The sequence below is a fragment of the Granulicella pectinivorans genome, from assembly GCF_900114625.1.
In the GTDB taxonomy this organism is placed as follows: Bacteria; Acidobacteriota; Terriglobia; order Terriglobales; family Acidobacteriaceae; genus Edaphobacter; species Edaphobacter pectinivorans.
On record NZ_FOZL01000001.1, the window covers coordinates 2,588,699 to 2,609,209 of the forward strand.

16 protein-coding genes are annotated in these 20,511 nt (G+C 62.2%); 12 read left to right on the forward strand and 4 right to left on the reverse strand.

Annotated features, from left to right (window positions below; translation table 11 throughout):
* The 4 genes from BM400_RS10330 to BM400_RS10345 are packed head-to-tail and all read left to right on the forward strand — an operon-like array spanning position 1 to position 3,605.
* Entirely contained in the window at positions 1-942 is a 942-nt protein-coding gene (locus BM400_RS10330) for an ABC transporter ATP-binding protein (RefSeq protein ID WP_089839056.1), read from the forward strand.
* Positions 929-1,804: an ABC transporter permease gene (locus BM400_RS10335; protein WP_089839058.1), complete on the forward strand. Its 876-nt coding sequence runs from the start codon at positions 929-931 to the stop codon at positions 1,802-1,804. The genes BM400_RS10330 and BM400_RS10335 overlap by 14 nt, the downstream gene beginning before the upstream one ends.
* Positions 1,801-2,745: an ABC transporter ATP-binding protein gene (locus BM400_RS10340; RefSeq protein ID WP_089839060.1), complete on the forward strand. Its 945-nt coding sequence runs from the start codon at positions 1,801-1,803 to the stop codon at positions 2,743-2,745. The genes BM400_RS10335 and BM400_RS10340 overlap by 4 nt, the downstream gene beginning before the upstream one ends.
* Positions 2,742-3,605 (forward strand): ABC transporter permease, encoded by an 864-nt coding sequence (locus tag BM400_RS10345; protein ID WP_089839061.1) that lies wholly within the window; start codon positions 2,742-2,744, stop codon positions 3,603-3,605. Before BM400_RS10340 ends, BM400_RS10345 begins: the two co-directional genes overlap by 4 nt.
* Here the strand turns inward: BM400_RS10345 and BM400_RS10350 are convergent.
* Entirely contained in the window at positions 3,590-4,723 is a 1,134-nt protein-coding gene (locus BM400_RS10350) for a glycosyltransferase family 4 protein (protein WP_175528968.1), read from the reverse strand. The genes BM400_RS10345 and BM400_RS10350 overlap by 16 nt on opposite strands.
* Before the next feature lie 82 nt (positions 4,724-4,805).
* Between BM400_RS10350 and BM400_RS10355 the strand changes: the two genes are divergently transcribed.
* Positions 4,806-6,524, forward strand: a complete 1,719-nt coding sequence (locus BM400_RS10355) for an ATP-binding cassette domain-containing protein (RefSeq protein ID WP_089839063.1) — start codon at positions 4,806-4,808, stop codon at positions 6,522-6,524.
* Here BM400_RS10355 and BM400_RS10360 read toward each other — a convergent pair.
* Complete coding sequence (locus BM400_RS10360) at positions 6,452-7,663, reverse strand: glycosyltransferase (protein ID WP_089839064.1); 1,212 nt, start codon at positions 7,661-7,663, stop codon at positions 6,452-6,454. The two genes, BM400_RS10355 and BM400_RS10360, sit on opposite strands and share 73 nt — an antisense overlap.
* Positions 7,660-8,610 (reverse strand): glycosyltransferase, encoded by a 951-nt coding sequence (locus BM400_RS10365; RefSeq protein WP_089839066.1) that lies wholly within the window; start codon positions 8,608-8,610, stop codon positions 7,660-7,662. Before BM400_RS10365 ends, BM400_RS10360 begins: the two co-directional genes overlap by 4 nt.
* A gap of 65 nt (positions 8,611-8,675) precedes the next feature.
* Here BM400_RS10365 and BM400_RS10370 point away from each other — a divergent pair, with 65 nt between their 5' ends.
* From BM400_RS10370 to BM400_RS10380, 3 genes are read left to right on the forward strand one after another with little or no spacing between them, the layout of a single operon-like run.
* On the forward strand, positions 8,676-9,578 hold the full coding sequence (locus BM400_RS10370; RefSeq protein ID WP_175528969.1) for a glycosyltransferase family 2 protein: 903 nt from the start codon (positions 8,676-8,678) through the stop codon (positions 9,576-9,578).
* A 5-nt stretch (positions 9,579-9,583) separates the two neighbouring features.
* Complete coding sequence (locus BM400_RS10375; protein ID WP_089839069.1) at positions 9,584-10,480, forward strand: glycosyltransferase family 2 protein; 897 nt, start codon at positions 9,584-9,586, stop codon at positions 10,478-10,480.
* Positions 10,477-11,670: a glycosyltransferase family protein gene (locus BM400_RS10380; RefSeq protein ID WP_141223873.1), complete on the forward strand. Its 1,194-nt coding sequence runs from the start codon at positions 10,477-10,479 to the stop codon at positions 11,668-11,670. The genes BM400_RS10375 and BM400_RS10380 overlap by 4 nt, the downstream gene beginning before the upstream one ends.
* 27 nt (positions 11,671-11,697) lie before the next feature.
* Here the strand turns inward: BM400_RS10380 and BM400_RS10385 are convergent, their stop codons facing one another.
* Positions 11,698-12,615 carry a carbohydrate kinase family protein gene (locus BM400_RS10385; protein WP_089839073.1) on the reverse strand — a complete coding sequence of 306 codons (918 nt, stop codon included), beginning with the start codon at positions 12,613-12,615 and terminating at the stop codon, positions 11,698-11,700.
* A 152-nt stretch (positions 12,616-12,767) separates the two neighbouring features.
* Between BM400_RS10385 and BM400_RS10390 the strand changes: the two genes are divergently transcribed.
* The 4 genes from BM400_RS10390 (at position 12,768) to BM400_RS10405 (ending at position 20,503) form a co-directional block, all read left to right on the forward strand.
* Positions 12,768-13,895, forward strand: a complete 1,128-nt coding sequence (locus BM400_RS10390; RefSeq protein ID WP_089839074.1) for a GntR family transcriptional regulator — start codon at positions 12,768-12,770, stop codon at positions 13,893-13,895.
* Between the two features lie 159 nt (positions 13,896-14,054).
* Positions 14,055-17,579, forward strand: coding sequence for a TonB-dependent receptor (locus BM400_RS10395; RefSeq protein ID WP_089839076.1), 3,525 nt, complete (start codon positions 14,055-14,057; stop codon positions 17,577-17,579).
* Positions 17,580-17,675: 96 nt separating this feature from the next.
* On the forward strand, positions 17,676-19,163 hold the full coding sequence (locus BM400_RS22540; protein WP_089839078.1) for a glycoside hydrolase family 32 protein: 1,488 nt from the start codon (positions 17,676-17,678) through the stop codon (positions 19,161-19,163).
* A gap of 17 nt (positions 19,164-19,180) precedes the next feature.
* Positions 19,181-20,503: a sugar porter family MFS transporter gene (locus BM400_RS10405; RefSeq protein WP_245781807.1), complete on the forward strand. Its 1,323-nt coding sequence runs from the start codon at positions 19,181-19,183 to the stop codon at positions 20,501-20,503.
* The last annotated feature ends 8 nt before the right edge of the window (positions 20,504-20,511 follow it).

The following is a 20,511-nucleotide window of genomic DNA, read 5'->3' on the forward strand; positions in this document are numbered from 1 at the left end:
ATGGGAACGATTGAACTCGATGCGCTCGAGGTCCGGCTTGGCGACCGCACCATTCTGAATGGGCTGAGCGGCGTGCTGCGCGGCCAGGCGATCGGCCTGCTTGGACCGAACGGAGCAGGCAAGTCTACGCTGATCAATACTCTGCTTGGCTTTCACCGCGCGTCGAGTGGAACGGCGCGCATCTTCGGGCTCGACACGTACCGGGACAGGGCGCAGATTCGCAGCGGCATTGGATATATGCCGGAGAACGATTCCTTCATCGGCAACATGAGCGGCGTTCACTTCGTCCGCTACATGGCGGAAATCTCCGGCCTGCCTTCGGCAGAGGCGCTGGAACGCGCCCATGAAGCGCTCTTCTACGTCGGACTGGGGGAGGTGCGGTATCGCAAGGTGAACAGCTACTCCCTGGGGATGAAACAGCTCATCAAGTTGGCCCAGGCACTCGCGCATGGGCCGCGATTGCTGATTCTCGACGAACCCACGAACGGCCTCGACCCCATTGCGCGTCAGCGGATGATTCATCTGATCCAGGAGATTCGCAAGGAAGGCAGCGTGCGTCTGATCATCTCGTCGCATCTGCTGCGAGATATCGATGAGACATGCGATGAAGTTCTTATTCTGAAGGGCGGACGCATCGCGGCGCTGTGCAACATCGAAGAGGAACGCCGCACCAACCGCAGCTTCATGGAGCTCGAAACGGTAGGCGCGACGGAAAGATTTTCTGTCAGCATCCGCGGTCTGGGCTGCGAATGCGCATGCTTCCCGGGCGGCCGCATCAAGCTCGTGCTTCCCGAACATGTCGAAGCTCGCGACCTCTATCGGATTGCTTCGGAGCAGAAGGTACAGATCCGAAGGATGCACGTACGCCGCGACTCCCTTGAAGACATCTTTCTACGAGCGATGGATCCGGAAGGAGAACGACCCGCCAATGTCCATCTATAAGCATCGCTATCGCGCTTACACCGGGAGGGTCACGCCGTATTGGGAGCGCATCCTGGTGCTTGCGCGGTATGGCCTGGCCGAAGCATGGAGCACGAAGATCACCACCGTGCTCTTCGTGATCTGCCTGCTGCCTCCGGCCGGCTCTCTCTTTACCATCTATCTCGCGAACAATCCTGCCGCGCGGCTGCTGATGGGCAACGCGGGTTCGCGGCTGCTGACGATCGATGGAAGTTTCTTTCGCAACGTCCTGACCGTTCAGTCATGGCTGGCGGTGGCGCTTGCTTCGTGGATTGCGCCGCGTCTGATCACGCTGGATCTTGTCGACAATGCGCTGCCGATTCTGCTGAGCCATCCCATCTCGCGCTTTGGCTATGTGATGGGCAAATATGTCGCACTTTTTGCCACACTCTCGGCGGTGACGTGGGTTCCGTGCCTGCTGCTCTTTGCCTACCATGGGTACGCTTCGCCGGTGCCATGGGCTGCGGGCAATCTTCGCATCGGCGCTGGGCTGCTGGCTGGAGGGTTGATCTGGATTGCTTTCCTGTCGCTGCTTGGCCTCGCTCTTTCTTCGTGGGTGAAGTGGAGGGTGATCGCCACCGGCATTCTCTTTGCGGCGATTCTTGTCCCGGCGGGCGTTGGAGCGATTGTGACCAAGGTGCTGCATACCAAGTGGGGGCTTCTGCTCAATGTTCCCATCATGATGTCCTTTCTTTGGGATAGCCTGCTTGGCATCCAGAGCCACCTGAACGAGGAGATGCATCTGCCGACGGGGGCGATCGTGGCGATGCTTGCGCTCGGGTGCGGTCTCTCGATCGTCATGCTGCATCGCCGCATCCGGGCGCGCGAGGTGGTCCGCGGATGAACAACCTGATCGTCTTCGAGAACGTCTCCAAGTTTTACGGCGAAGTCCTTGGCGTGAATCGTGTGTCGCTGACCATTCCGCCCGGTATCACAACCCTCGTGGGTCCCAACGGCTCGGGCAAGACGACGCTCATGAACCTGTTGACGGGACTCGTTCAACCATCGAGTGGACGTATCTCGGTGATGGGCTTGTCTTCTCGCGATGCCAACCGGTTCTTCGCGACGGTTGGGTATTGCACGCAGTTCGACTTCTTTCCGCGCGGCATGACCGGGTGGCAGTTTCTTGTGGACAGTCTGATGCTGTACGGGATGAGCAAGCTTGCCGCTCTTCAGTTAGCCGAGGAGTCTCTGCAGCGTGTGCAACTCGATAAGGTGGCGGCCCTGCGGAAGATGGATGGATATAGCAAGGGAATGCGCCAGAAGATAAGGCTGGCGCAGGCTCTTGCGCATCGTCCCAGGGTGCTTGTTCTCGATGAGCCGTTGAATGGGTTGGACCCGATGGCGCGCGCCGAGTCGATGGCGCTGTTCGAAGAACTCGGACGGCAGGGGATTCACCTCATCATCTCCAGCCACATCCTCGACGAAGTAGACCGCATCGCCGATCGTGTTGTGCTGATCACCGGCGGATATCTGATCGCGGAAGGCAATATTCACCAGGTGCGGCAGGAGGTGCGTGAGAAGCCCATGCAGGTGCTGGTGCGCTGCGATCGTCCGGAGGCGCTGGCGGCGAAGATGTTTGCCATGAACCACTGCGTGGAAGCCAAGCTGCATCCGGATCGCAAGGGCATCTTTCTGCGCACAGGCGACGTCGACCAGTTCTATTCCATTCTGAATGAGATCGCTACGGAGGGGATTGTGAAGATCGAAGCCGTGGCGCCCGCGGATGACGATGCCAATGCCATCTACCAGTACCTCATCGGCTCCGAAGGAGGCAGACTATGATGCGACACGCTGCCGTGCTGCGGAAGGACCTGATGCAACAGCCGTGGGCGCTCTGGTGGGTGCAGGCGAAACGTCTCACCCAGATCGAACTAAGGCGGAATCTATTTTCTTGGAGAGCGAGCTGGATCTATTTCCTGGCGTTCATTCCGACGTTGATCATTCTTGTCCACGGCCTCGTCGATCCCCACGATGCCCCATCGATCGTCGAGGATACGCAGGTGCTTGCGGGCATCGTCCAGCTTTACTATATTCGGCTGGGAGTTTTCTTTGGCTGCCTGGGGATCTTCTCGCGGCTTATCCGTGGCGAGATGATCGAGCGGAGCCTGCATTTTTATCTCCTGTCACCAGTCAGGCGCGAAGTGCTTCTGCTGTCCAAATTCGCGGCGGGATCGGCCACCGCGCTGCTTCTCTTTGTGACGGCTACGCTGACTGATTTCGCACTGATGTATCTGCCCTACGGTGCAGCGGGGAGAGACTATATCGTCAATGGACCGGGGCTGGAACAGCTTGAGGCGTACGTTCTGATTCTTGTACTTGCCTGCCTTGGCTATGGAGCGGTCTTTCTTTTGTTGAGCATGATGTTCAAGAACCCGACTCCGGGAGCACTGCTCTTCCTCGGCTGGGAGGCAATCAACCCGGTTATGCCTTCGTTGCTGCAGAAGTTGAGTGTCGCCTCGTATCTCCGTCATCTGATGCCGGTGAACGTTGGGGCGAAGGGGCTTCTTGCACTGCTGACCATCGAGACGGAACCGGTGGCTGGCTGGGTTGCCACGCTTGGCTTGCTTTTCTTGATCGCAGCGGTGCTGCTCTATTCGTGCTATCGCATGCGAACACTCGAGATTCGCTACACGACGGAATAGTCGAGGGTGGTTTCATGGTGCGGTGGCTCCGTTGCTCGTTCCAGTTCTGCGCGCAGGCTTTGCATCATGCGATCGACGGCGAAGCCTGACGCGTGCGTCTGGCCGGCCTTGCTGCAACGCTCCGTCCACGCGGGGTCGGATGCGAGGCGAAGGATGGCGTCGCGCATCTGCTCGGGCTGGTTGGGATCGATGAGGATGGCGGCGTCCCCCGCTACCTCCGCGAGGGCGCCACAGCGGGATGTGATGACGGGGCAGCCGTAGTGCATGGCCTCGATGACGGGCAGACCGAAGCCTTCGTAGAGGGATGGATAGACGAGGCAGAGTGCACGGCGGTAGAGGGTGACCAGCACGCCGTCGTTGGCGGGGATGGCATGGACGCGGTCAAGAGGGATGTGGCGCGCGATGTAGTCGGTTTCCGCCTCGCGGAGTGTTCCGGTGCAGACGAGATGAAGATCGGGCGCAGCGCGAAGGATCTCCGGGAGAATGCGGATGAGGGAGTAGAATCCTTTGCGCCCGGAGCGCTCGCCGACGAAGAGGAGGAAGCGCCGGGGCAGAGGCACGGTCTGCTCTTGGGGCTGGCTGGCGGCGAGGAGATTGCCGGTGAGTACGACGGCTGTGCGGTCCGCTTGGACAAGGCCATGGCTGAGCAGAGCGCGGCGGGTGTCATGGGAGATGCAGACGACGCGGGATGCGCGGTTGGCGAGGTACATGAGCGCGACCATGCCGGGGCCGGCTGCATCGTAGAGTCCATCGGGCGCCGTCACGCAGCTCATGAGGTCGTGAACGATCATGAGGAAGCGGGCGCTTGGGTTGTGGCGGAGGAAGCCGGCGTCGAAGCTGGGCGAGGTGAAGAGGATGCAGTCGTAGTCGCCCCGGCGGACGAGGTGATGGAACCAGCGTTCGGAGAGCGTGTCCAGGAGACCGCCGAGTTTGGGGATGCGGCGGAGCGGATCGGTCCAGCGGGCGATGCCGGGTTTGAAGTCGCTGTTGCTGGAGAGCAGGGGGATGGAGAGATGGACCTGCTGGCGTGCGAGTCCTTCGCAGACGGCGGCATAGTAGCGCGTGAGACCGCAGCGCCCGTAGCGAAAGACGGTCGGATCGACGAGGATATGCAACATACTCCAAACTCCTGGGGCGACCGGAGATGGTGAGACGCGCTCCGGGAAGTTAGAATCGTAGCACGACAGGACAGAGGTCACGATGACGAGGTATAGGCCGGACGCGAAGGATGCCCGGAGCGCGGCGGACGTGAGCCGATGGCGCATGGCGCTCGGTCTTTTGCCTGCACGGCAGCGTGTGGCGCTGGCGCTGCTGGTGGCGACGCGGATTGGAATGGGCTTTTGCGACCTGCTGCTGGCGGGGGCGATGTACGTCGTCTTCCTGCTATTGCAGGGAGGTACGCTCGCGGCGCATCGCTGGTGGACGCCGAAGACGGTGCTTTCGGCGTCGTGCCTGACCATGGTGCTGGTGCTGGCGCGGATCGTCATCGATATCGGGTCCACAGCCTGGATGGTTCGGTTCACGCAGAACCTGTATGGCGGCTTTCTGCTGCGGCTGACGGAGGGCTATGGGCAGATGCGCTGGAGTCAGTTCGTGCAGCGCAACCGGAGCGAGATGCTGAAGCACTCGACGAGCACGGCGCTCGATGCGGCGTTCTCGTACCAGATGTTCATCGAGAGTATCGCTGGCAGCACGGTGGTGTGTCTATTTGCGTTTGCGCTGGTGTATCAGAGCCCGAAGCTGGCGATCAGCCTGGGTCTGATTACGCTTCTGTTGTATGCACTGCATCGTTTTGCGATGCGCGACCGGCTGGCTGCTGCCGCGGCGCAACGGGAGAGCTCGCTGCGGGTGCTGCAGCGAGCGGTGACGGAGACGCTGGCCGCGAACAAGGAGGTGCGGACGTATCGCAACCAGACCTTCTTCCATGGGCGCATTCACGATGAGGCCGCGCGGGTGGCGTCGAGCAACGTGCGGCTGGCCGCTCTGCCGCAGGTGGCGCGGGTGCTGGCGGAGCAGGGCGTGGTGATGCTGTTCCTGGGCATCGTGATCGCGGTTGAACTGCAGCATGGCCCGATGCGGCAACTGCTTTCACTGCTGGTGTTTTACTTTGTGCTCTCGCGGCGCATTCTGCCTATGATCAGCACGCTGGCGCTGACCTTCGGACAACTGGAGGGGGCCTATGAGAACCTGCAGATCATCCATCAGGAGCTGCACGATTGCATGGTCTATCGCTCGGTGCCGGCGGTGCTCGAAACTCCTGCGCCTGGGTTCGTGTTGGAGATCGAGGATCTGTCGTTCTCGTATGAAGACGGGACGCGCATTCTTCGGGGGCTGAGCCTGCGCGTGCGGGCTGGCGAGATCGTGATTCTGCGCGGAGTATCGGGCAGCGGGAAGAGCTCCCTGCTGAACCTGGTGGCGGGTGTCTCGCATCCGGACGCGGGCGTGATGCGGCTCGATCGCGGCAGTGTAGCGTATGTGCCGCAGGAGATTACGCTGCTGGACGATTCGATCCGTAACAACCTGCTATTCGGGATGGCGGCGGCGAGCGATGCGGAGCTGTTCGACTGCCTGGCGGCGGTGAACCTGGGTGAGTTCGTGGCGTCGCTCCCGGGCGGGCTGGAGACGCGCGTAGGCGACAATGGCGTCCTGTTCTCTGGCGGACAGAGGCAAAGGCTGGGGCTGGCGCGCGCGATGGTTCGGCGGGTGTCGCTCCTTCTGCTGGATGAGGCGACCTCCGCGCTGGACGACGAGAACGAGCGGCATGTGCTGCGAAATCTGGCGTCCATGCAGGTGGCGATCCTGATGGTGACGCATCGGACCGACGGCCACCAGTTCGCGGACCGGACTCAGCGGCTGGAAGACGGCGTGCTGCTGGAGCCGGTGGCGGCGTTCGAGGAGGATGCGCTCAGCCGGAGGTAAGCGTTTCGGGCCATGGCACGGGCTTGATCCGGATGCCGCGCGAGGCGGAGACACGAGGCCGCGAAGAATGCCGCGTCGCTGGCCGTGAAAAGGTCCTCTGCGGGGAGGAAGGGCAGCCCCAGTGCCGAGTGCGGGGTGGCCACTACGGGGCATTGATGGGCCACGGCTTCGAGCACCTTGACCTTCGTTCCGCCACCGCAGCGCACGGCGGCGACGGCGACGTGCGATTGCGCGTAGAGGGGGGCGACGTGCTCGACCGAGCCGAGGAACTCGATCTCCGGGATCGAGGCGAGGCGGGTGATAAGGCGTTGCGTTGCGCAGCGTCCCGCGATGAGCAGACGAAAGGGGACTTGCGCCTGGAGGCGGAGTGCTGGGACGAGTTCGTCCGCCAGCCAGAGCGCCGCGTCTTCGTTGGGGAAGTAGCCGAGGGTTCCGACGAAGAGGAGGGTAAACGGGGCATCGGCGGGTGGGCGCGGGGTCTCGTCCGGCAGGCGCACCTGGTTTGGGCGGCAGAGCAGGGTGGCGTTGCCGGAGATGTTGGCGAGGGCTTGGCCGTCGACGGGGTTGGCGTAGGTGACGGTGTTGTAGCGGCGGAGCACGGTGCGCTCCAGCAGCGCATACTGGCAGGCCATGGAGAGGTGCTTGAGGGCCAGGCGCAGACGGCGGCGGCGTAACGCGTAGCAGCCGATGCTCCAGAGGGTGGTGGACTCGCGGTCGTCGAGGTCGATGAACGTGTTTGGGGGCTGCTCGGTGGGGAAGAGAGCGGCGCGCAGGGAGTGCATCCGCAGACGAAAGAAGACCGCGTGGCTGGGCGCGTGCAGGATCGTCAGGGGCGCGGCGGCCTGTTGCCAGTCCGCGGTCCAGCGGGGTTCGAGGAGAACCAGGGGAGGGATGAGGCGGGCGGCTCGCTGGCCCAAGCGTGAGGCGGGACGAGTGTGCAGATGGTGGATGCCGGTGGCGAGGGACTCGACCGCGGATGGGATCGCGGGCAGGCTGGGCTCTCCGTTGGCGACGACGAGCGTCACATCGAAACGGGCGGCGAAGTTCCGCAACAGCGAGAACGCCCTCTGCTCCAGCCCCGAGCCATCCGGGTTGGGGAGCACGGGCGCAATGAGGACGCAGTGTTCACGCGTGTTCATCGCGCCGGGCCGGTCAGGCTGCGGACGCGGGCGGCGGCGCGAGCTTTCAGAATCGATGCCGCGTCCGTGGCCTGGGCGATGGCGCGTTGCGTCGTCCAGGCGGCGCGGGAGCCGAGCTTCAGGTTCGCGGGGAGGAAGCGTCGGGCGTAGCGGGCATAGGTGGTGTTGGCGTACGCGATGTACTCGGGCGTCAGGCGGTCGGCGTGGAAGCGGCTGACGTCTGTGCGGCCGCTCTCCCACCAGAGATGCGCCCAGAGATGCAGGCTGTAGACGCTGTCCGGCAGGGTCTCGGAGGTCTCGAAGAGACGTCGTATGCCCTCGCGGGTCCAGTCGAGATGGAAGAAGGAGCTCTCGGGCTCGACGGCGATGGTCTCCGGGTGGGCGCGGCTAATCTCGTAGGGCAGAAAGGTCGAGTGGCGGCTCCAGGAGCCGTCGAAGCTGGACGCCATCTGCTGCTGCCAGAGTTGTGCGAAGCGGGCACCCGGCTCAGACAGCAGGACGGCGTTGCAGAGCGATCCGCCCAGGGTGGCGGAGGGGACGTGCGGGTCGACGAGTTCATGACCCATGACGAAGGGATGCTGGTAGAGACGATCCGGATAGGGTCGTAGGAAGAGCGTGTCGATGTCGGCATAGACGCCGCCTTCTCGCTCCAGGATGGCTACGCGCAGGAAGTCCGAAGTATGCGCGTAGCGGTAGGTTACGGATGTACTCGCCTCAGGGTAAGCGTATGTGTCCAGGGGGACTGACTCGGCCAGCGGACGTAGTGTAATCTGCGATACAACAAGATCCCAGAGAGGGCCCCAGGGCATGTTCCGGTAGTGAAAGTTCACTGCCGCAGGCCGGTTGACTTCGATACAGGAGCGAAGACATAGATAATGCGCCAGATGGAACGGCGTCGTCTGTGGCTTGAGCCCAAAGATGAAGTGAAACGATCGAGGAATGGCCATGGCGCTCTTTCACTATAAAGGCCACGCAGCACTCACAGTCGATACGGTACTTCATTTTGCACGACTTGAACGTTTCCAGGATTCTGTCGCTCGTGATTGCGACGTGTGGCCGCGATGTGCCGCTGCGGGCGCTGCTCGATAGCATCCCAAGCGACTGTGCCGATCGCGTACGGATTGTCGTCGTCGACCAGAACGACGACGACCGCCTGATTCCTCTGCTTGCGTCTGTTCGAGCCGATCTCTCGCTTGAGCATCTCCGCGTACCCTTCCAGCATGCGAGCCGTGCGCGGAATCTTGGAGCCCGCCACGCCTCGACCGAGTGGGTTGCGTTTCCCGATGATGATGCGACATTTCTGCCCATGGCGCTCGAGCGCTTCTTCGCCCTGGAGAACACGTCGCTCGATGTGATCGGCGGACAGATCGTCGACGAAGCCGGCGCGCCCCATCTGATTGCCTGGCTGGATCACGATGCTGCGATCACCCGGGATACGCTGGACTTCACCTTCGTGGAGAGCTCGTTTTTTATCCGGAGAGATGTGTTCTTGCGGATCGATGGGTTCGACCCGCTCTTCGGGCCGGGCGCACCGTTTCCCGCGGCCGAGGGCGCCGACCTCATGCGGAGGTTGTGGCACGAGGGCACGGCCCTGCGCACGTTGTATACGCCGTCGATTCAGCTCTATCACCCGGAGAAGTCGACCGATGAGACGCCCACGGGGCGCGATCGCGTGCGCCGCTTCGCGTTCGCTGAGGGCGCGTTCGTGGCTCGGCATCTTCGTGTGCTGCCCAAGGCGCCCGTGCTGCGGAAGCTCGTGTTGCGCATCGGCGGCGTGTGCCTGACACGGAGCGAGAAGAGACGGCGGAAGATCGCCTATCTTGCTGGATTTTTCAGAGGTTTCTTTGCGTATATCCACCTGCAGCGGGCCAGACTGCGGATCGAACAACCGTCCTATGAGCCCGAACAGAGGTAGAACGTATGCCCGATGCAGAATCCACTCTTCCCCTTCTCTCGCTGATTGTCGCTACCGTCGATCGCGTGGAAGAACTGCGGCACTGTCTTGAGAGCCTTCGCACGTGTACCTTTCGTTCTTTTGAGGTAATCGTCGCGGACCAGAATGAAGACTTGCGTGTGCAGGAGGTGATCGAGTCGGTGGGATCGTCCTTTCCGGTGGTTTGGCTGCGTATGGATCATCGCCATGCGACCGATGCTCGCAATGCCGGAGCCGCTCGGGCACGCGGCCAGTGGTTGGGCTTTCCGGATGATGACTGCTGCTTTCTTCCGGACACGCTGGAGCGCATCCGCGCCCATGCGGTCGGGGATGGAATCGATGTGTTGACCGGCATGACACGCGACCGGGAGGGGAACCCTTCGGTTCTGCCGTGGCACCCCGCTGAGGCGAGGATCACACGCCATGTGCTGCGCCGCTCGGTTGCGGAGTCGACGTTATATCTGCGGCGCGAGATCTTCTTCGCGGTCGGTGGCTTCGATCCGGCGTTCGGGCCGGGGTCGCTGTTCGGCGCAGAGGAGGGCGTGGACCTGGTGCGGCGGATCTGGAGAGAAATGCCGTCGGCACGGATGAAGTACTATCCGGAGATCTGTTTCGTGCATGACAACGGATCTTCGCAGGTCGACGACCGCGCGCTCCGCAAGATTCGGATCTATTCCCGTGCGCGCGGGGCATGCTTCGCCCGGCACTGGCAGAGTGCATCCCCCAGGCGTTTCGTCAACGACATCGGTCGCCACGTCGCGGGCAGCCTGATCTTTCGCGGCTCGCGAAGGAGGAGCCGCATCATCTCTCTCGTCGGCTATGTCGAAGGCTTCATTGCCTATCGACAGTGGGAGCGGCAGAAGCAAAGGGTTGGTGGCCCGTGACGATGCGCATCAATTACATCGCACCGGCTGACCATACCGGCTATGCGTGCGCCGCCGCACAATACATCCGGCTGCTCGTCGCGCATGGCGTGTCGGTCTGTTTTCAACCGCTATTGCCTGGGCCCGGGCTCGGGCTATGGTACGAGTGCGCTGCGCCTCCCCAGACTCAGTTGGTCTTGCAGCAGGAACTGATGCTGGACGCGGACACGGTGCTGCATGTCGTGCCGGAGTACTACGCCCCGTTGACGCAATGGTTGCGAGAGCGAGGCGTCAGGGGAAAGATCGTCGGGATGACGGTGTGGGAGACGAGCAAACTTCCACGGCATTGGCCCGCGCTGCTGAATCGGATGGACGCGATTCTTGTGCCCTCGGCATGGAATCGCACGGTCTTTCTGGAGAGCGGGGTGACGCGAACGGTCTTCTGTCTGCCGCACGCATCCGAGTTTGAGGGGCGAGCACCGCGGGCCGAGACCGTCGCGCGACTTCGCGCACGATTGCCGGAGACTGCGGGAAAGTTCGTTTTCTACAGCATCGGCGCGTGGAGCTACCGAAAGGGAAATGATCTTCTGCTCAAGGCGTTTCGCAGAGCCTTCCGGGGAAGGCACGATGTGCTGCTGATCCTGAAGACCTCGCCGCGGTCGCTGGACAGCCCCGCACCGCTCTGGCGGAGAGCGATCCGCCGGGTGCTGGGAGCGAGAGAGCCGCTGGAGCGCGTGCTCTCGGGGAACGACCCGCGCATCGTCCTCTTGACCGATGATATGTCGTCGGATGAGGTCGCCGCGCTCCATGGTTCGGGCGATTGCTACGTCTCGTGCGCGCGTGGCGAAGGATGGGGCATGGGGCTGTATGAGGCCGTGTGGTTCGGCAAACCGTTTCTCGCGCCCGAGCATGGCGGCCATCGAGCCTTCCTGGCGGAGGATGATCTCAGCGGTTTAGTGCGCAGTGTCGCTGTGCCGGTGAGGACACCGGGCCGGGATGGATCCTACACCAGGGATCAATGGTGGGATGAGGTCGATGTTCCGAGCATGGCACTCGCGATGCGAAGGATGGTGGAGAGTGTCGAGCGGTATCGAGCAGAAGCGGAGGTGCTCGCCAAGGGCATGCGCCAGCAGTTTGGCGGAGAGGCCATCGCCAATACCTTTGTGTCGATTCTCAAGCGACTGCAGGAGCGTGAAGACTTGTCGCGCTGACCATCCGGGCTTGTTCCTCGGATGGCTTCAAGACAGATCGTCCATGAACTGCTTGCCCAGCATCGACTCGACCTCGGCGATGCTCCACGAGGGCGTGGCGCCGGCGCGGCTGGCCACGATCGCGCCCAGCGCATTGGCGAAGCGCGCGGCGCTCGCGGTGGGCCAACCCAGCTCATACCCATGGAGGAACGCTGCGGCGAAGGCGTCGCCGGAGCCGACGGTGTCGCAGACGGTGACCGGGAAACCGGGGACATGATGGAACGCACCCTCGTCGTAGATCATGCACCCGGCTGGCCCAAGCGTGATGCAGATCACCCCGATCCCATGAGTGGCGGCCCAACGGGTACAGAAGCGCTCGAGCGTGAAGGATTCTTCCGACGCATTGGTCAGCGAGAAGAGGGTCTCCGCTTCGACCTCGTTCAGCTTCATCACGGACGCGAGTTGCGAAAGCCTTTGCACGAGCGCCAGATTCCAGTGCCCAGTGCGCAGATTGACATCGTAGAAGCCGCGGGCAGGCTTGAGCGCGTGCTTCAGGCTGTGGGTGAGCCGCTCCGTCGCAGCATTCGTCTGGAGAAGCGTGCCGAAGTACACCCAGTCGACGCCGCTCGCTTCCAGCGTCATCAGCATCGCTGCGTCGACCTCAACTTCGTCGAAGGCAGCAGGGCGCGGAATGACGAACGAGGCCTCGCCCGCTTCGTTCATCGAGACGCGGGCCGTGCCGGTCGGAACGGAACCGACTACCCGGATACCCTGCGTCCCGATCCCGAGTCCCCGCATCGTCTCGAGCGCCATGTGCCCGTGGAGGTCGTCTCCGACCGCGCTGAAGAGGATGGCTTGGTCGCCGAGCCGTTGCAGATTGGCGCAGAAGTTGAGAGCTGCTCCCCCGAAACGCTCACCGTCCGGGAAGATATCCCAAAGGATCTCCCCAATCACGCAACTCACCATGGACTCAGCCTTTCCTATGTCGTTTTGTCTGCAGCATCATGTATATTCCAATTGCTAAAGAGTTGTCTATCTTCTTGCCGTGGATTTGCTTGCCGCTTCAAGGTGACAACGGCGCTTGTGTTGAGATGGAGCGAGCAGAAAGAGGGTTTGAGATGGCGAGCGAAGAAGAGGGACTGCCAGGCGCGGTGAAGCGTCCGCAGCCGAAGTATCTGCAGATCATCGACAGCCTGCGCGAGAACATCGAGGGGGGCCGCTATCGCAACGGGGCGCGCCTGCCGAGCGAAGCGGAGTTGATGCGGCGCTTCGGCGTCAGCCGGATGACGGTCGTCAAGGCAATGCAGCATCTGCAGCAGGAGGGGGTACTGGTGCGACGGGCCGGCTCCGGCACGTATGCCTCGGAGGCTGGTCCGCATCAGAAGCCCGTCTTCGGTCTGATCATTCCCGACCTTGGACGGACCGAGATCTTCGAGCCGATCTGCCAGGGCATGGCGGCCTCTCCCAACGCCTCCGGCCACTCGCTCTCCTGGGGGCACTCCGCGGGCGGCGAGAGCAAGGAGGATGAGGCCGAGCACCTCTGCGAGCAGTACATCGCGCAGCGCGTGTCCGGTGTCTTTTTCGCTCCCGTCGAGTTTGGCGCACGCCGCGAGCAGGTGAACCGGCGCGTACTCAAGTCGCTGCGAACAGCCCGTATTCCAGTGGTTTTGCTCGATCGTTGCGTGCTGGAGTACCCGGCGCGGAGCGACTACGACATCGTCGGTCTGGATAACCGGCGGGCCGGCTACGTGATGACGGATCACCTCATCCGGCAGGGTGCGCAACGCGTCGCCTTCTTTGCCGTGGAAGGCTCCGCGGAGACGGTGGACGACCGTATCGTCGGGTATCGCGAGGCGCTCTATGCAGCAGGAATGCCTCTCGATCCGGAGATGATTCTGCGTGCCGATCCGGCCGATGCCGCCACGCTTTCGACCCGCATTGCAGCGAAGAAGATCGATGCCTTGCTCTGCGCGAACGACCTCACGGCGGCTCATGTGATGCGCACGCTCCTTGGCCTGGGGCTAAGGATTCCCAGCGATATCCGCGTCGCGGGCATCGACGATGTGCGCTATGCCGAGCTTCTGCCTGTGCCTCTGACCACCTTGCACCAGCCCTGCCGGGACATCGGCGCGACCGCCATTGCGACCATGCTGGACCGGATCAGCAATCCTCATCTGCCGGCCCGTTCGGTGCTGCTGAACGGCTCGCTGGTGGTGCGCGAGTCCTGCGGGGCAAAGAAGCTTTAGGCAGCGATAGGCAGGAAAGACCTTACGTGCGTTCCCATAAATGTATAGCTAGGTTTGTTGAATTGAACTACTCAATTTCGTTGACAGTTGTATATCGATTCTCCTACAAGGGTCATCGCTACAAGAAAAGGCCGACGCAGCACTTTGGAGGATAGAAACATGACAACGATCAGGAAACACTCTGGATTCACAGGCACCGCGCTCGCAATGCTGCTGGGAGTGATGGCTCTCTTGCTTCCGCAGACGATGAAGGCGCAGAACAATTACGGCTCGATCGTGGGGATGGTCACGGACTCCTCCGGAGCGACCGTGGCTGGAGCCAAGGTTTCCCTCAAGAACACCGATACCAACCAAACGCTGGAGACGACGACTGGGAACGGCGGAACGTACAGCTTCCTGAATCTGAATCCCGGGGCGTATACGGCGAATGTCTCGCAGACCGGTTTCAAGGCGTCGACGCAGAACGCCATCACCGTGACGGTCGGAGGCACGACGCGTGTCGATGTTGCGCTGGAGGTGGGTGATGTCACGCAGACGGTGACGGTCGAAGCGGCCTCGGCCCCGTTGCAGACGGATAGCGCTTCGCTGGGCGGTGTCGTCGGTGGGCGCCAGGTGCTGGAGTCGCCGCTGAACGGACGCAACGTGAACAACCTTCTCGACTTCGTTCCGGGTGTTGTGCCTGGCGGCGGCACCTCGGGCAATACCATGGCGAACGGCGGCAGTGGCAACTTCCAGGCCGGCGGTCAGACCCAGGCGATCGCCTATGGCAACTACCAGATTGGCGGCGGCTTCAGCGGACAGAGCCTCTTCTTCATCGACGGCGTCGGCTCCAATGTGCCTGAAAACAATGTGAATTCAATCGTTCCCACGCAGGATGCCGTCCAGGAGTTCCGCGTTCAGACCAACAACGTCAGTGCGGAGTTTGGCGGGTTCGCCGGCGGCGTCATCCAAATTTCGACCAAGCAGGGAACCAACACCGTGCATGGTTCGGTGTATGAGTACTTTCGCAACACGGTGCTGGATGCGAACGACTGGTTCAGCAACCATCAGGGCCTGAAGCGCTCGCCGCTGCACCAGAACCAGTACGGCGCGAACATCGGCCTGCCGATCATCAAGGACAAGCTCTTCACCTTCTTCTCCTTCGAGCGCGAGACGCTGACGTCGGGCGCCATCTCGACGTACACGCTGCCCACGGCGGCGCAGGTGGCTGGAGACTTCTCCGCCGCAGGCCTCGGCAACATCTACAACCCGGTCACCGGCGCACAGTACTCCTGCAACGGTGTGCTGAATGTGATCTGCCCCAGCCAGATCGACCCCACCGCGGCGAAGATTCTTGCGCTGGAGTCGCCTCTGCCCAATCGTCCTGGACTGGTGAATAACTTCGTCGCCACGGCTCCGATCGAGGGCGCACAGAATCAGTTCAACGTTCGCGTCGACTACAACCTGGGCAAGGCCGATCAGCTCTTCGCTCGCTACACGTTCTGGAATCCGCATAACGGCAACAGCGATCCGCTCGGCACCAAAGTGGGCTCGGGTCCCACGGGCAACACCACCACCGAGGCTGTCGTCGGCGACAATCACGTCTTCAACCAGTCCACCATCGCCGACCTCCGCGTTTCCTGGCTCGAGAACTACAACTACCAGACGCCGCTTTCGAACGGCTTCAACCAGAGCACGATCAACCCCAACTACGGCGCGCTCCAGGCCCAGCAGGTGAACAAGAATCAGGGCCTTCTGCCGAACATCAGCGTCCCGGGCTACAGCCTGGGCGTCAACCTCTCGCAGCTCTACTGGCTCAACACGGTCTATGGTTTGAGCGGCAGCATCACCAAGGTTGCCGGTCGTCACACCATCAAGGTCGGCGGCAGCGGCCGGCAGATTCTGTGGACGAACTTCGGCAACAACCAGGGCGTCGGTTTCGGTTCCACGACGGCCTTCACGGCGAGCCCCACGCTTGGCGGTGGCAACGCGCTCGCATCGCTCCTGCTTGGCGTTCCGGCCAGCACGGGGATCACCGAGGTCGGCACGTGGCGCGCGGTACTGCACTCCTACGGCTTCTACGCGACCGACACCTGGCAGATGACCGGTAAGCTCACGGCGAATCTGGGCGTCCGTTGGGATCAGCCCGGCTCCTACTCCGAGGTCAACGATCTCGACACGATCCTCAACCCGACACTCGCAACGAACCTTGGTAGCGTCACCAATCCCGTCACCGGCAACAGCACGCCCGTCGTGGGTGGTCTGGTTTACGTCAACAGCTCGCTCTACCCATCACGCCGTGAAGAGACGCAGCACTGGAAGCTCTTCTCCCCGCGCATCGGTATGAACTACCGCGCGGACTCCAGCACCGTCTTCCGCGGCGGCTACGGCATCTCCTTCCTGCCGGCGGAGATCACGGCCGACTCACCCGGCGGAGCGCCGATCAACAATGCGAGCACCAGCCTCTCCAATACGCCGGGTGGAACCGTCAATACGACTGTCGCTAACCCCTTCCCGAACGGGATCCTTCTGCCCTCCGGTCGCACTGCCGCCGCGCTGAACGCGGTGCTGGGGCAGGGGATCGGTTCACGCATTCCCGACCAGCCCTACGGCTACGTGCAGCAGTGGAACGTAGGCACGGAGCGCGCCTTTGGCAGCAAGACCTCCGCAACCATCTCCTACGCCGGCGCGAAGGGCACGCACCTCACGCTCTCGCAGGGCTATACCGGAACGGGCCTCAACCTCAACCAGCTCCCCGACCAGTACAACTCGATCGGCGGTTCGGCCGGTCTCGGCACCGGTCTCTTCAAGCCCGTCGCCAACCCGCTCTATGGCAAGATCCCCGCAGGCGGACAGCTTGGCGGACCCACCATCCTCCAGGGCTATCTCCTGAAGCCGTTCCCGCAGTACACCTCGGTCAACCAGACGGTCCCGCGTAAGGGAAGCTCAACCTACGAGGCTCTGCAGGCAACCTTCAACCGCCGCTTCGACCATGGCGGTCTCATCCAGGTCGCCTACACCTGGGCCAAGCTGCTGAGCAACACGGAGAACACCAGCAGCTTCCAGGATGGACAAGGCGGACAGGGCGTCGTGCAGGACAACTACAACCTGCGCGCCGAGAAGTCGGTCAGCATGCAGGATCTGACCAACAACCTCGTCATCAACTATGGCGTCGACCTCCCCTTCGGTCGCGGGCAGAAGTACCTGAATGCAAGCAATGCCTTGATCAATACGGTCATCGGCGGCTGGCGCGTCAACGGCATCACCACCTTCCACAGTGGTCTGCCGCTCCCTTTCTCCACGTCGGGTAACTCGCTCAGCAACTACTTTGGTTCGGGGCCCATCCGCCCGAATGTGGTCTCCGGGTGCAACAAGCAGGTCGGTGGATCGGCGCAGAGCCGCGTGAACAACTGGTTCAACAAGGCCTGCTTCACCATCCCAACCGACTTCACCTTTGGCAACGAGAGCCGCGTCGATAGCAAGCTGCGCTCGGCTGGAGCAGCGAACTTCGACTTCTCCGCAAACAAGAGCTTCCCCATCTGGGAGAAGGTCACCGGCAAGTTCAGCATCGAAGCCTTCAACCTCTTCAACCGCGCTCAGTTTGGCGCGCCCGATACCAACCTCAACGATGGAGCATATGGCACGGTCACCCGCCAGGCCAATACGCCGCGTGTACTGCAGGCAGCCATGCGTCTCTCGTTCTAACCACCAACGCGCGTGGACGCATCGGCCTGGACTGGCGATGCGTCCACGCGTCGATTAAGATCAATCTTCGCGTCACGCTGCAAAGAGGAGTCAGGAATGAAGCGCAGTCTCTCCCCAACCCGCCGCGAGTTTCTCGCAACGGCCGCCACCCTGGCCCTCACACCCCGCGCTCTGTTGGCGCAGAGCAGTCCGCTCGCATCCGACCCACGCCGTCCAAAGTTCCACCTGCTTCCCGCGAAGAACTGGATGAACGATCCCAACGGCCCCATCTTCTTCAACGGCAAGTACCACATGTTCTTCCAGTACAACCCGCACGCGGCCACCTGGGGAGATATGAGCTGGTATCACTCCACGAGCCCCGACATGCTCCACTGGACGCATGCGCCCCTCGCCTTCGCGCCCACGCCGGGCTCACCCGACGCCTTCGGCTGCTTCTCGGGCTCGGCCCTCGCCGTGGGCAAACGCGTCTACCAGGTCTACACCGGCGTTGTGGAGAGCACGCCCGACAAGGCCACCATTCGTGACGGCTCCGACAAACTCCAGGAGTCGCAGTGTCTCGCTTACTCCGACGATCCGCAGCTCATCCACTGGACCAAGCTCCCGCAGCCCATCGTGCCTCTGCCACCCGCTGGCATGGCCATCACCGGATTTCGCGACCCCTCCGCCTGGAAGCAGGGAGACACGTACTATATGACGGTGGGCTCAGGCATTGCCCGCGTCGGCGGTTGCGTGCTGCTCTATCGTTCCAAGGATCTCAAGACGTGGGAATACCTGCACCCGCTGACCAGCGGCACCTGGAACGGCAAGAAGACGCCGAATCCATGCGATGACGGCGAGATGTGGGAGTGCCCTGAGTTCTTCGCACTCGACGGCATGCACGTCCTCATCTATTCCACGCTTGGCAAGGTATTCTGGCAATCCGGCAAACTCGACGTAGCCACGATGAAGTTCACGCCCACCAAAACCGGCCTCCTCGACCTCGACGCCTTCTACGCGCCCAAGACGCAGCTCGACGCACAAGGCCGTCGTATCCTCTGGGGCTGGATTCCAGAGCGTCGCAACGACAAGGCGATGCTGGAAGCGGGATGGTCCGGCATGATGAGTCTTCCGCGTGTCATGCGTCTCGACTCCGATGGCACACTTCGCCTCCAGTCTCTCCCGGAGGCGGCGAAGCTCCGCGCAGGCACGGTCCCCGCGGAGAAGACCAGGGAAGGGACGCTCCACACACTGCCGGCAGCCAACGGCGAAGTGCTCTGCAGAGCCTCGTCCGGCAAGAACTTCGAACTCTCGATCAGTACGGGAACGACCGAACTCATGCACATCGCCTACTCCTCCGCGCGGCACGCTTTCCTCGCCGACGGACACGAGATTGCCCTGCAGCCCGGCGACCTGCCCAGGCTGCATGCCTTCGTCGATGGCTCAGTCATCGAGCTCATCGTGAGCGAACGCATCGGCTATACGAAACGCTTCTACTACGAAGGTTCCACCGCGCCCGACATCCACGTCCACACCACCGGATTGGGAGAGGTCACGGTGGATGCCTGGAAGATCCGTCCGATCTCCATCAACCGTCTCACTACCTAGCAACAGCGGAGAAGAACGTGAATCGATATCTCGCCAAAGCCACGATCGTGGGCGCACTCGGTGGCCTGCTCTTCGGCTTCGACACAGCCGTCATCGCCGGCACGACCCAGCAGCTTACCGAGATCTTCCATCTCACACCCACCACGCTCGGCCTCACGGTCTTCATCGGTCTCGTCGGTACGGTCATCGGCGCGCTCTGCTCCGGCGTGCTCGGCCAGAAGATCGGCGGACGGGAAGCTCTGCGCATCATGGCGATTCTCTACACCATCTCCGCCATCGGCTGTGCCTTCGCGTGGAACTGGGATATCCTCATGGTCGCCCGCTTCATCGGCGGACTCGGTATTGGCGGATCCTCCGTACTCGGTCCGGTCTACATCGCGGAGCTGGCGCCTGCAAAGTGGCGTGGACGTATGGTCGGCCTCTTTCAGATCAATATCGTCGTTGGCATCCTTCTCGCGTATCTCTCCAACTACATCATCACCACGCGCAATCTTGGCACCATGCAGTGGCGCTGGGAGTTCGGCGTAGCCATCATCCCATCTATCCTTTTTCTGGTGATGCTCTACGGTATCCCGCGCAGCTCCCGCTGGCTCGTCACCACCAACCGGACCGACGAGGCTCGCGAAGTCCTCGAACTGATGGGCTCACCCAACTCCGCCGCCGAACTCAAGGAGATCGTCGACTCCATCCATCTCGAACGCGGCACCCAGCAGGAGCCCATCTTCAACGGTCGATACGGAAAACCCATCTTCCTTGCTATCACCATCGGCATGTTCAATCAACTCGCCGGCATCAATGCCATCCTCTACTACTCGAACTACATCTTCGCCTCCGCCGGTTTCAGCTCTACCTCGGCTGCGTTACAGACGGTGAGCGTGGGCCTCGTCAACCTCCTGGCTACGGTGCTGGGCATGAGCCTCATCGACCGCCTCGGCCGCAAGACGCTCCTTCTTACCGGATCGGTCGGCATGACCGTCGCCCTGCTCGGAGTAGCAGCCATCTTTTATACCCACGCTCACCAGGCGCTGCTGGTTTGGCTTCTTGTGCTGTTCATCATCTTCTTTGCCATCTCGCAAGGCTCCGTCATCTGGGTCTACATCGCGGAGGTCTTTCCCTCGCGCGTCCGGTCCAAGGGGCAGAGCATCGGGTCGTCTTCGCACTGGATCATGAACGCCCTCATCGCCGGAGCCTTCCCCTACATCGCTGCCCGCTCGCAGGCCGCGCCCTTCGCCTTCTTCGCCGCGATGATGCTTCTTCAGTTCTTCGTCGTGCTCTTCTTCTATCCGGAGACCAAAGGCAGGTCGCTCGAACAGATTCAAACGCAACTGGGTCTCAATTAGGGGAGTCG